Origin of the sequence: Cognataquiflexum aquatile (genome assembly GCF_003316845.1) — a bacterium.
In the GTDB taxonomy this organism is placed as follows: Bacteria; Bacteroidota; Bacteroidia; order Cytophagales; family Cyclobacteriaceae; genus Cognataquiflexum; species Cognataquiflexum aquatile.
Genome location: NZ_QMIK01000008.1, coordinates 1 through 12,208 on the forward strand (window position 1 = coordinate 1; position 12,208 = coordinate 12,208).

The 12,208-nt window shown below is 43.0% G+C and carries 8 protein-coding genes and 1 rRNA gene; 5 read left to right on the forward strand and 4 right to left on the reverse strand.

The window, feature by feature from the left end; genetic code table 11:
- From rrf to DQW11_RS19540, 4 genes are all read left to right on the forward strand, one after another.
- Positions 1–84 (forward strand): 5S ribosomal RNA (rrf, locus tag DQW11_RS19525); the annotation flags it as partial.
- Between the two features lie 228 nt (positions 85–312).
- Positions 313–1,971 (forward strand): ABC transporter substrate-binding protein, encoded by a 1,659-nt coding sequence (locus DQW11_RS19530; RefSeq protein WP_113925810.1) that lies wholly within the window; start codon positions 313–315, stop codon positions 1,969–1,971.
- Between the two features lie 11 nt (positions 1,972–1,982).
- Positions 1,983–3,272 (forward strand): glutamate-1-semialdehyde 2,1-aminomutase, encoded by a 1,290-nt coding sequence (hemL, locus tag DQW11_RS19535; RefSeq protein ID WP_113925811.1) that lies wholly within the window; start codon positions 1,983–1,985, stop codon positions 3,270–3,272.
- Between the two features lie 31 nt (positions 3,273–3,303).
- Positions 3,304–3,654, forward strand: a complete 351-nt coding sequence (locus tag DQW11_RS19540) for a Spx/MgsR family RNA polymerase-binding regulatory protein (RefSeq protein WP_113925981.1) — start codon at positions 3,304–3,306, stop codon at positions 3,652–3,654.
- A 15-nt stretch (positions 3,655–3,669) separates the two neighbouring features.
- Here the strand turns inward: DQW11_RS19540 and DQW11_RS19545 are convergent, their stop codons facing one another.
- The 4 genes from DQW11_RS19545 to DQW11_RS19565 all read right to left on the reverse strand — a co-directional run bounded on the left by DQW11_RS19545 (position 3,670) and on the right by DQW11_RS19565 (position 10,814).
- The gene (locus DQW11_RS19545; RefSeq protein ID WP_113925812.1) at positions 3,670–5,067 is read right to left on the reverse strand and encodes a c-type cytochrome domain-containing protein; all 1,398 of its coding nucleotides are present in this window, start codon (positions 5,065–5,067) and stop codon (positions 3,670–3,672) included.
- 9 nt (positions 5,068–5,076) lie between these two features.
- Positions 5,077–6,585 (reverse strand): DUF1501 domain-containing protein, encoded by a 1,509-nt coding sequence (locus tag DQW11_RS19550; protein ID WP_113925813.1) that lies wholly within the window; start codon positions 6,583–6,585, stop codon positions 5,077–5,079.
- Between the two features lies 1 nt (position 6,586).
- On the reverse strand, positions 6,587–9,325 hold the full coding sequence (locus DQW11_RS19555) for a DUF1553 domain-containing protein (protein WP_113925814.1): 2,739 nt from the start codon (positions 9,323–9,325) through the stop codon (positions 6,587–6,589).
- Between the two features lie 541 nt (positions 9,326–9,866).
- Positions 9,867–10,814 carry an NAD-dependent epimerase/dehydratase family protein gene (locus DQW11_RS19565; protein ID WP_113925816.1) on the reverse strand — a complete coding sequence of 316 codons (948 nt, stop codon included), beginning with the start codon at positions 10,812–10,814 and terminating at the stop codon, positions 9,867–9,869.
- 154 nt (positions 10,815–10,968) lie between these two features.
- Here DQW11_RS19565 and kbl point away from each other — a divergent pair, with 154 nt between their 5' ends.
- The gene (kbl, locus tag DQW11_RS19570) at positions 10,969–12,165 is read left to right on the forward strand and encodes a glycine C-acetyltransferase (protein ID WP_113925817.1); all 1,197 of its coding nucleotides are present in this window, start codon (positions 10,969–10,971) and stop codon (positions 12,163–12,165) included.
- Positions 12,166–12,208: the final 43 nt, after the last annotated feature.

Consider the following 12,208-nt stretch of genomic DNA (forward strand, 5'->3'; position numbering starts at 1 on the left):
TCTTCCCATCCCGAACAGAGAAGTTAAGCCCTGCAGCGCCGATGGTACTGGGGTTACACCCGGGAGAGTAGGCCGCCGCCACATTATTCAGACCCTCAGTTCATACCTGAGGGTCTTTTTGGTTTTAAGGTAATTGCTTTCCAACTAATTCAAACGAAAATGAATATGAAAAACACTTTTGAGAAGACTTTTATAAATACCCTTTGATAACCATCCCTGAAACCATTTTTTACTTTTCTTTTGCTCGGAAATGGATTAACTTGGCCTTTGATTTGAGAATATAAAATATCGCTGAATTAAGATTATCCCCATATGAGAACTTATTTCTTTTTATTGGTCTTTGTTTTTACTTTTTCTTCTAATGCATTTCCCCAAGATAATTTAGCAGCCTATAAAAGAGGTAAAACTTTAATCGTTTACGGGAATTATGCTGAAGCCATGGAGTTGATGCGACCATATATGGAGGAATCTAAATATGGGAGATTGGCTTTTTATGCCCAATATCATTTTGGTAAAGCTGCTTTTCAAAACAAACAAGGTGAGCTGGCCAAATCTGTCATAAAGCCCTTGGCAGATAATAAAGCATGGGAAAAACAAGACGAAGCCAAATACCTCCTTGCATTGATCTATTTTGAAGAATCAAAAAATATAGAGGCCTTACAGGAACTATCTTTGATCAAAAATCCTGAAATCTTTGCTATTGGCGAGCGTGCCAGCCTGAAATATTTGAAAAGTGTTTCTGTCAGTTTTTTGCTTGCTAACTTGAGCAAATTCCAAAACAACAAAGGCTATCTGATTGCATTGAGAGAACAGCTTGAAAAGCAATCAATCATGTCAGCTGATGAAAAGGCTGTCCTGCAGCAGTTGAGTAATATTGATCAATCAATCACTGTCCCAAATCAAAATAATAAAAACCTTCAAGTACTCGAAATTGCCATTTTGTTGCCCTTCAATTATTCAGGAGGCAATGATGTCAAAGCCATTTCCCAAGGGAATTTTATCTTGGAATTGTATCAGGGAATCCATTTTGCCCTTGATGAATTGATGGCCAATGGGCATAGCATCAATGTCAGAACTTATGATACCCAAAGAGACAATGCCAGGCTGCAAAATATTTTGGGGGATGAATTCCTGCTTAAGGCAGATGTTATAATCGGACCTATTTACCCTGAAGAAACTGAAATCGTTTTACAGTTTTCACAGAAAAACAACATCCCATTTATCAATCCTCTTTCCAATTTGGATGATAAAATCCAAGGCAATGATTTTGCATATTTGTTCAGGCCAGCCATCGCATCTTTAAGCAATGGCCTGATGAATTTTTTGAAAACCAACATCCAGGGAAAAAGACTGGCAATAGCCTATTCCGGTGCTTCCCGAGATGAGCAACTTGCAAGTAAAATTGTAGAGGAAAGCGGTGGTCAGGGATATAAAACCGTTGCCAAAACGTTGATTTCTCCAAAAAATATCAACCAGTTTTTTGACAATATCCAACTTGATAGAGACCTTCTTTCAAAAACAGATGCTGTCATAATTCTTTCAGATGATCCCAATATTGCGCAAGCTACATTTGGGTATATGGAATCCAAAAACCTTCAGGTGCCTGTGATTGTGATGGACAGTTGGCTTTATTTTAATTTTGCCAGTTATGAAATGCTGGAAACCCAGAATTTTGTCTTTTTGGGAAATAATTCCATTGATTTTAGCAACGCTAACCTTGAAAGTTTCAGAACCGGTTTCAATGAGGAATATGGGAAATTCCCTTCTCTAAATATGCACTTGGGCTATGAACTTGCCTATTGGATAGCGCAGACGATAAGCCCCGCTGAAGGATTTGATTTTAGAAGTAACCTGAACAAAAACGGCTTTAGCCAAGGGAAAATTACTTATGGTTTTGATTTTAGAGATTCCAATAACAACCGATACGTTCCTGTGTTAAGATTGAATAATGGAAAATTAGAGGTTAATTAAAGAACAAATACATGCAGATTACCCATAGTAAGGCCTTGTTTGAAAAGGCCAAAAGATATATACCGGGAGGAGTCAATTCTCCCGTTCGTGCGTTCAGGGCGGTAGGTGGAGATCCGATTTTTATCAAAAGAGCTGATGGTGCATTTATCTATGACGAAGATGATAATGCCTACATCGAGCTAATCAATAGCTGGGGCCCGATGATTCTTGGTCATAACCATCCTATGATTAAAGAAGCCATTGTCAGGGCCTTAGAATTTGGTACATCTTATGGGGCACCTACAGCAAAAGAAGTTGAAATTGCGGAGTTGATTGCAAGCATGGTACCCTCTGTCGAAAAGGTCAGAATGGTGAATTCCGGCACGGAAGCCACCATGTCCGCTATCAGGGTAGCGAGGGGATATACAGGAAGAGACAAGTTCATCAAAATGGAAGGCCATTACCATGGGCATGGAGATTCTTTTTTGATTTCTGCAGGCTCGGGTGCGATTACAATGGGCAATCCGGATTCACCGGGAGTGACCAAAGGTACAGCAAAAGACACCCTCCTTGCCCCATACAATGACCTTGAAGCCATCGAAAAGCTTGTTGCGGCCAATAAAGGGGAAATTGCAGCTTTGATTTTGGAGCCTGTTCCAGGCAATATGGGACTTGTTCTACCAAAAGAGGGTTATCTCCAAGGAATAAGAAAAATCTGTAATAGGGAAGGAATTGTCCTGATCTTTGACGAAGTCATGACGGGATTCAGGCTTGCAAAAGGCGGTGCTCAAGAACTTTTTGGGGTGACACCCGATATGACCACACTTGGAAAAATCATTGGAGGCGGTCTTCCTGTCGGGGCTTATGGTGGGAAGAAGGAAATCATGGAGTTTGTCTCCCCAGCAGGTCCTGTCTATCAGGCAGGAACACTTTCCGGCAATCCCATTGCCATGGCTGCGGGTCTGACAATGCTCAAACACCTTAACCAAAATCCTGAGGTTTATACCACGATAAACAATATCGGGGATAAATTGGTAAAAGGATTTCAAACTTCTTTGGACAAACTAGGCCTGAATTATACGATCAACCATTTAGGAAGTATGTACAGCCTGTTTTTTACCGATCAGGAAGTCTTCGATTTTGAATCTGCCAAAAAATCTGACACTGTCCGCTTTGGAAAATACTTTCAAGGGATGCTCAAAAGAGGTATCTACCTCGCTCCATCTCAATATGAAAGTTTATTCCTTTCCACTGCGTTGAGCGATGAATTGATCGAAAGGATCATCCAAGCCAATGAGGAATCCCTCAAGGAAAGCCTCTAGGGATAAATTTTCTATTGCAAAATCTACCAAAATGACCTTAAAAATATACGGGATCAAAAACTGTGACACCATGAAAAAGACCTTCAATTTTTTGGAGGAAAAAGGAATTGGTTACGAGTTCATTGATTACAAAAAACAGGCGCCTGATAAAGCTTTGCTCGGGAAGTTTGCCAATAAAGTAGGAATGGAATCCCTGGTCAACAAAAAAGGGACTACTTATAAAAAGCTGTCTGAAGAAGAAAAAGTCACTTTGGAAAAGGAGGACTCCGCTTTTGAAATGCTAAAATTAAAAAGCAGCATGATCAAAAGACCGATAGTTGAGTTTCCAAACGGAGATTTGATTTTGGGTTTTGAACCGGAAGCCATCTTGAAAAAAATCTAGAATTTGTCTTTCCTGCTAATATTTCACTTGATCTGTTGGCAGGGAAGGCAATTCAAAATTTCCCAACTCCACCTTAAAACTCAATTCCTTTAATTTTTCAACCTTGATCTCTTTGGCCAAAGGGGTTTCATAGGCAAAAACTTTTTGAAGGCTCGGATGTGAATCCAGCTTCTCTAGATTGTCCCCATTGACCATTGATTTGGTCAAATGCAACTGAATCAAGTGGGTATTTCCCTTAAGCATTTCAAAACTTTGACCTTCAATTTTTGTCTCATTCAGTTTGAGAATTGTAAGGTTTTCCATTTTTCCTACAAGAGGAATAACATCATCGGTAACATTCGAAAGACTTAAATCAAGAATGGTGATATAGACAAGAATAGGTTCCAAAGATTCCAAGTCCTGATTATCGGCCTCAGGGAAATTGATGGTACTGACTTTTAGTAATGGAGATGTTACGCTCAACTTTTCGATAAAAAAACCTTTTCCTTTCAATTCCTTCAAAACATCCTCCTCCAATGGCTCGAGCTGGACTTCAGGATAAATCGAGGCTTCATTTTTTTCGAAAAAAGTAGAAACCAAATCCATTGAAATTCCCGATTGGCCGAGTGTCTCTCCAAAAGATGCACCAGTAAGTAGCCAAGCTTTTATCAATTCCACCTCGGCTTCTACGGGCTGCCTTTTCTCCTTTGGGGGCATATGGTCTTCATGATCTAATGGGAGAAGCATTCGCTTAATCAATTCGCTTTCCATGGGAGTTTTATGGAAGATTACTTCTCCATTTTTTCCGCCTTCCAACAAGCTTTCTTTGGAAGTCAGGATCAAATCGCCCTTGCTGTTCTTCTCATTATGGCAACTGCGGCAGTTTTGATTCAAAATGGGTTGGACTACATCTTCATAGAACAAAGCCTCCTCCCATGCTTCCCCATTAAGGGAAAGTGGCTCAAACTGCTCCTCTATTTTCCATCCGAAAGTTTCCTGAATCCCTTCCGGCAAAACCTCCGTCAGGTAAGTTTCTCCGTGGGTCAGATTGCCTCCGAGATGCCCGGTAAATGTCAGGCAAAGAAAAAGTATTGCTGAACCAGCATGGATTTTTGGATCCGATAGGGTTTGATGTTTTTTGACAAGTAGAAAAAGGGATAAGCAAGTCAGTGCGGTGAGAATGCCCAAAATCAAATGGTTTTGAACCGTGTCAAAAGCATAACCTTCCTGATTGTAGAGAATAATTCCGGTGATACAAGCAAAAAACGCCGTCAGGGTGCTCAATAGCAAAGCAAACTGTACCGTGGGCAAAAGCAGGTTTTTATCCTTTCTGGGATAATACATCAAGATCAGGGCAAACAAAATGAACCCAATTGGCAAATGGACTATCAAAGGGTGGAAGCGTCCGATCAGTGGGAGAATGAATAGCGGCATTGGTTTCGTTTAGGCTAAAATGTCTCTGATGATTTCACCTTCCACATCTGTCAGTCGAAAAGGCCTTCCCTGAAAATCGTATGTGAATTTTTCGTGGTCAAATCCCAAAACCTGCAATATCGTGGCGTGGACATCATGAACCGAAACTTTTCCTTCTACACCCGAAAACCCAAAATCATCCGTTTGGCCATAACTTGATCCGTTTTTGATCCCTGCACCGGCCATCCACATCGTAAAAGCGTCTACGTGGTGGTCTCTTCCTTTGAATCCCATGGTCTTTCCTTCTCTGTTTTCCTGCATCGGCGTCCTCCCGAATTCACCTCCCCACACCACCAAAGTATCTTCCAATAATCCTCTTTGCTTGAGGTCAAGCAAAAGCGCAGCAATCGGCCGGTCGATTTCATTGCATTTGTTTCTTAATCCCAAATCAATTGCCGTGTCATGGTCCGTTCCATGGCTGTCCCATCCCCAATCATACAACTGAACAAAGCGAACCCCTTTCTCTACCAATTTTCTGGCGAGAAGGCAGTTATTAGCAAAGGCCTCTTCTCCAGGTTTTGTACCATATAGTTGATGGATATATTCAGGTTCGTCGTTGATGTTCATCACATTGGGAACCTCGATCTGCATCCTATATGCCATCTCGTATTGGTTGATTCGGGCCAAAGTTTCCGGGTCGCCAAATGCTTCAAATTCGGCTTTGTTCACTTCGTTGATGGAGGAGATCAATGTCTTTTTGAGGTCACGGTTGATTCCTTTCGGGTCTTCAAGATAAAGAACCGGATCGCCTTTGGACCGACATTGGACTCCTTGGTAAACTGAGGGCAAAAACCCGCTGCCCCAAACGCTTTTCCCTGCATCAGGGGTTTTTCCGCCGGATGTCAGGACAACAAAACCCGGTAAATTCTGATTTTCTGTTCCGAGGCCATAGGTAACCCAACTCCCTAAACTCGGTCTTCCCAATCTCGGACTTCCTGTTTGCATAAAGAGTTGGGCAGGACCATGGTTAAATTGATCGGTGTGAACGGCTTTTAAAAAAGCGACTTCATCTACTACTTTTGAAAAATGCGGTAAGTAATCAGACACCCAAGCGCCGGATTCGCCATGTTGGGCAAAGTTGGATTGGGGACCAAGGAGATTGGGCACACCACGGATAAATGCGAATTTCCTTCCTTCCAAAAGAGATTCCGGACAAGGTTGGTTGTTATATTTGACAAGTTCAGGTTTGAAATCAAAAAGCTCCAACTGCGATGGTGAACCCGCCATATGCAGGTAAATAACCGATTTTGCTTTCGCAAAATAAGGAGGAGGCAAGGGAGAAAGGGGATTCAAATCCCTGTCTGAAAGTTGAAGTCCCTGAACTTTGGGCACGCCGGGATTTGTCTCGCAGCCAAATAGCAAGGGTGCCAAGGCCAGACCGCCCATTTTGCTGACGCAGTCCAACAGAAAGTGACGCCTTGTTTGTTTTTCAAGTTGCGTGCGGTGAAGCTCGGTCAATAGGTTTTCCAGCCTTTTCATTTCAGGATTTGGTTAGAAATTCGTCCAGGTTCAACATGGCATTGGCTACCAAAGTATAAGCTGCCAATTCCGGATTCCCTTCGACTTTTTTGTCTTGTAAAAATTCTTTCAGTTCCTCAGGTTTGGATCTGTAATTGGTCAATGCTTCTTGATACAGGTTCAAAAGGCTTTTCTTCTTGGATTCAGAAATTGTCACCAACATCATTTTTTCATAGGTTTCTGCAATGACAGTCCCCGGATCTTTATTGGTTTCTTGGGACATTTTTTCCCCAAGTTTCAAAGCGGCCTCGATATACACCGGATCATTCAAAGTCGCCAATGCCTGAAGCGGAGTATTGGTCACGATCCGTTTGCTAATGCAGACTTCCCTGCTGCCGGCGTCAAAACTGATAAACGAAGGATATGGACTGGTTCTTTTCAAAAAGGTATAAACCGACCGTCTGTATTGGTCTTCGCCTTCACTTGTTATCCAGGATTCTCCATTATACACTGTTTGCCAAATTCCATCAGGTTGATGTGGCATGACGCCTATGCCATACATTTTATTACTGATCAGACCTGATACTGCCAAGGCTTGGTCACGGACTTGCTCGGCACTCAGCCTAAATCTCGGCCCTCTTGCATACCACCTGTTTTCAGGATCTTTTTGATGGAGTTCGGGACTGATTTTGGAGCTTTGCCTGTAGGTATGGGAAATCAGAATTTCCTTGATCAGGGATTTGATGCTCCAATCATATTCGTGCATCAGCTTCCAAGCCAAATGATCCAATAACTCAGGGTGGGAAGGCATATCCGATTGGGTTCCCATATCCTCCAAGGTATTGACCAATCCACGTCCGAATATTTGTGCCCATACCCTGTTGACCAAGGTCCTGGCTGTCAGGGGATTCTCTTTGTCTACCATCCAAAAAGCTAATCCCAACCTGTTTTTAGGCCATTCAGGATTCCAGTTGTTCAACCCTTCTGGTGTTTTTGGAGAGACTTCTTCTCCGAGCAACATCCAATTCCCCCTTTCAAAAACATTGGTTTTTCTCTTCATGAAATCCGGATTTTCGATCATGATGGGTAGCGTCACAGGTTTGGTAGCTAACAAGTCCTTCCACTGCTGTTCGATGCTGAGGTATTCCGGTTGGTTCTTTCCGGGAAGTGATTTTATAAACGCAAACCACACAATCGCCGAAGTAGACTGTTGTGGTTTTGCTTTTGGGTTGGAAGCAGTTATAAACAAGTCCGTCTTCCCTTTTATTTCTTTAAATGGAATAGCCCTTGTAATCCGGCCTTCCGTTTTATCGATGGTAAATTCGCTCAGGATTTCACCTTCGGGCCCGCCTTTTCGGATTTCCATTTTGGTGCCGTCTATATCTGCCCAATAATTCAGCAGGAGCTGATCGGAGTTTTGGGTATCTACATTGCGGAGGTAGGTCGTCCCGTTGTGCCACATGCCAAGCCATTTGGTATCGATCAGTTCGGCATCGACAAAATCCTCGCAAAGATGGGCGTGGTACTTGGGTTCAAGGTAGGTTAGGAAATTGGCCTTGGCCAAAGCTTCCTCGTTGTTGCTGTTTTGGTCCACCCAGGTTTTGATTTTTTGAACCTGAGCTTTTTCTTCCTCGGAGTAAAGTCTCAGTTTTGGTTCCTCATCGTGGGTGTCCTCGTCCCGCGAATTATTGAAAAATGCTTTGATCTGAAAATATTCCTCATGCTTGAAAGGGTCATAAGGATGGCTGTGACATTGCACACAGGCCATGGTGGTACTTTGCCAAACCTCAAAAGTGGTATTGACACGATCCAATACCGCCGCAACCCGAAATTCCTCATCCTCCGTACCGCCCTCGTCATTGTTCATTGTGTTGCGGTGAAAAGCCGTAGCGATCAACTGATCTTCAGTTGGATTTGGCAAAAGGTCCCCGGCGAGTTGTTCCACCGTAAACCGGTCAAATGGCATGTCGTCATTGAGTGACTTGATGACCCAATCCCGATAGGGCCACATGGTGCGGGAGACATCCCGTTCATAGCCCTTAGTATCTGCATACCGGGCCATGTCGAGCCACCAAGTTGCCCATTTTTCACCATAGGAAGGCAAGGAGAGGAGTTGGTCGACAGCTTGGTCATAGGTTAATTTACCGCCATTCCAATCTGCTACTAATTTTTCTGATGGGGGCAATCCTGTGATATCCAAAGCCAACCTTCTCAAAAGCCGCAAAGATTCTTCCTCTGGCGATGGAGATAGTCCATTTTCAATCTGTTTTTGGAATACAAAATGGTCAATGGTTGAAATAGGGGATTTTCCAAGAATTGAGGCAAATGGTTTTTTTGAAGCTTCAGGGATTTTTGGTTCTCGTACAGGAACATAAGCCCAATGTTTGCCCCAAGCAGCGCCTTGATGAATCCAATTTTTGAGGGTTTCGATTTCTTCCGGTGACAATGCGGGTCTGTGATACGGCATTCGCATTTCGGGATCAGATTCATAAAGTCTTCTGATGATTTCACTTTGGCCGGGTCGGCCGGGAATGATGGCCGGTTGTCCTGATTCGGTAACCGCAAATGCTTCCTCCTCAAAAAGTACGCTGAAGCCGCCGTTTTTTTTGACGCCTCCATGACAGGAAATACAATGCTTGTTTAGGATGGGTTTGACATCTGTACTGAAATCCACTCTTTTTGGTTCTTTGAAAAACAAGATGGTTCCCACCAAAAGGAAGAGCAAAACAGAAAGGAGAGCGGGTAAATTCTTTGTTGGCATTTTGGATAAGCTACTGCAACCAAATTAATGATTTTTAGTCACCTTATCAAAATGTCTTTTGTTGGAAGGGGGAATGCAATTATTAGTATGGGTCAAAATGAATAAATAAAAGTCGTCTTCTCCTATCATTCGATATTGGTTGATACTTTTTGATATTGAGATATTGTTTCGCTTCGAACCGAGTTTCTGATTTGTTTAAGATTTTTTTGAAAAATGATCCCATCGGGATCAAATATTAATAGCCCCGGGTAAGGAACGCAACCCGGGGAAAAAAGAGAGAAAGCGTCACCGGTTTTTGGTCGAAAGGATGTAAAGTCAACAGAAAGCCTTCCTCCAAAAACAGGGAAGTTCAAGTCAAAAATTTTTGCCATTATTTCTGATTCCAAACATTCAACCCTTTCAGGGTTGGCGCTTATTTTGGTCATTTCCCATCCCCGGGTTTTACCCGGGGTAATTAAAAATTAGACCCCTTTGGGGTCTTTTTCCATTAAAACAATTTTCGGTGCTTCCTGAAATTCAACTAATTTGAACCTTCGTAAAATCAAAACGAATAAGAAGGAAGATGCTTCAGGATATCGGCGGTCATTTTTTCCAGACTGTAGTCATGTTGCCAACCCCAATCTTTTCTTGCGCAACTATCGTCAATACTATCCGGCCAAGAATCTGCTATTTCCTGTCTGAAATCGGGTTTGTAACTGATGCTGAACTGAGGATAATGAACTTTGATGCTTTCAAAAATTTCTTTTGGAGAAAAACTCATCGCCGAAAGGTTATAGCTCGACCGGATTTTCACCTGCTCTTTTGGCGCATGCATCAGGTCCAAAGTGGCCTTGATCGCATCGGGCATATACATCATCGGCAGATAAGAATCTTCTTTGAGAAAAGACACAAAATGCTCCCCTGCAATTGCTTTGTGGTAGATGTCAACCGCATAATCTGTCGTCCCACCGCCGGGAAGTGACTTATAGCCAATAAGTCCCGGATAGCGCAGGCTTCTTACGTCTACTCCGTATTTCTGAAAGTAATACTCACACCACCTTTCTCCGGCTTGCTTCGAAATGCCATAGACCGTATTGGGTTCCTTGACACAATATTGCGGTGTGTTGACTTTTGGGGTATTTGGACCAAAAACAGCGATGGAAGATGGCCAATAGATTTTATCCAGTTTTTCTTCTTTGGCAAGTTCCAATACAAAAAGCAAGCTTTCCATATTGAGATTCCATGCAAAAAGAGGCATCTTCTCGCCTGTGGCGGAAAGCACTGCTGCCAAATGGTAAATCTGCTTCACATTTTGGTCTTTGACCAAATCTTTCAAAGCCTCTTTGTCCATCACATCCAAGACCGCAGTCCTGCAGTTTTCGAACTTTTCCAAAGCTTTGGGATTGATGTCTGTGGCGATGACATTGTCTCCACCGTAGATGTTGGCTATGGCCTGCGTCAGTTCCGAACCCAATTGTCCAGCTGCGCCAATGATCAAAATTCTTTCCATTTTTAAAATATTCCTTATCGGTGCTCCGGAAAAGCCCTTGGGATTTTTAATTATATTTGGGACTTAAAGCGACAAAAATAGTGATTTCGATGAATGTATTTCACTTTAATTGTACGAGTGTTTTTTTCTTTTAAAACCCCCAATACAAAATATTATGTACGATACTTTGAAACCCAAATTAGAGAAAGAGTTACAGGAAATCGAAGCGGCAGGCCTGTTCAAAAAAGAACGAATCATTACTTCTCCCCAAGCTGCAGAGATTACCATTGCCGGAGGCAAAAAGGTGTTGAACTTCTGTGCCAACAATTATTTGGGCCTTTCTTCCCATCCAAAAGTTATCGAAGCAGCTAAAAACGCCATCGATTCCCATGGTTTTGGCATGTCCTCCGTGAGGTTTATCTGCGGTACACAGGATATCCACAAGGAATTGGAGGCCAAAATCTCCAAGTTTTTGGGTACCGAAGATACAATTTTGTATGCCGCGGCTTTTGATGCCAATGGGGGAGTTTTCGAACCGCTCTTTGGTGCTGAGGATGCGATCATTTCTGATGCGCTCAACCACGCTTCGATCATCGATGGCGTCAGGCTTTGCAAAGCGATGCGCTTCCGATACAACCACAACGACATGGAAGACCTCGAAGCCCAACTCAAAGATGCAGATGTCAAAGGTGCCCAAAATAAAGTCATCGTCACAGACGGCGTTTTTTCTATGGACGGCACCATCGCCCAATTGGACAAAATCGTCGCCTTGGCAGAGAAATACCATGCCGTGGTCATGTCTGACGAATGTCATTCTACGGGTTTTATGGGCAAAACAGGCCGTGGCGTCCATGAATACTGCAATGTGATGGGGAAAATCGACATCATCACCGGGACATTGGGCAAAGCCCTTGGCGGTGCTTCGGGAGGCTTTACTTCCGGCAGGAAGGAAATCATCGAACTGCTGCGTCAGCGTTCCAGACCTTATCTTTTTTCCAATACCTTGGCCCCATCCATCACAGGTGCTTCGATTGCGGTTTTTGACCTGTTGTCAGAGACCACCGAACTCAGGGATAAACTCGAAGTGAACACCAAATACTTCAGGGAAAAGATGACTGCTGCAGGTTTTGATATCAAACCGGGAGAACATGCCATCGTCCCGATCATGCTGTATGATGCGGTGCTGTCCCAAAAAATGGCAGAGAAGCTTTTGGAGAAAGGAATCTATGTTATCGGGTTTTATTTTCCTGTGGTGCCAAAAGGTCAGGCAAGGATCAGGGTGCAGATTTCTGCCGGACACGAAAGGGCGCATTTGGACCAAGCCATTGCTGCTTTTATAGAAGTAGGGAAGGAATTGGGTTTGGTGAAGTAAAAATCCTAGACCTTATTGAACATCAAAAATCCCCTTGGAATCA

What these genes read in the sequence shown, in the direction of transcription:
- DQW11_RS19550 (WP_113925813.1), bottom strand. Translation starts at nt 6,585, where the DNA reads ATGAAAAGGCTGGAAAACCTATTGACCGAGCTTCACCGCACGCAACTT.
- DQW11_RS19540 (WP_113925981.1), top strand. Translation starts at nt 3,304, where the DNA reads ATGACCTTAAAAATATACGGGATCAAAAACTGTGACACCATGAAAAAG.
- kbl (WP_113925817.1), top strand. Translation starts at nt 10,969, where the DNA reads ATGTACGATACTTTGAAACCCAAATTAGAGAAAGAGTTACAGGAAATC.
- DQW11_RS19555 (WP_113925814.1), bottom strand. Translation starts at nt 9,325, where the DNA reads ATGCCAACAAAGAATTTACCCGCTCTCCTTTCTGTTTTGCTCTTCCTT.
- DQW11_RS19565 (WP_113925816.1), bottom strand. Translation starts at nt 10,814, where the DNA reads ATGGAAAGAATTTTGATCATTGGCGCAGCTGGACAATTGGGTTCGGAA.
- DQW11_RS19530 (WP_113925810.1), top strand. Translation starts at nt 313, where the DNA reads ATGAGAACTTATTTCTTTTTATTGGTCTTTGTTTTTACTTTTTCTTCT.
- DQW11_RS19545 (WP_113925812.1), bottom strand. Translation starts at nt 5,067, where the DNA reads ATGCCGCTATTCATTCTCCCACTGATCGGACGCTTCCACCCTTTGATA.
- hemL (WP_113925811.1), top strand. Translation starts at nt 1,983, where the DNA reads ATGCAGATTACCCATAGTAAGGCCTTGTTTGAAAAGGCCAAAAGATAT.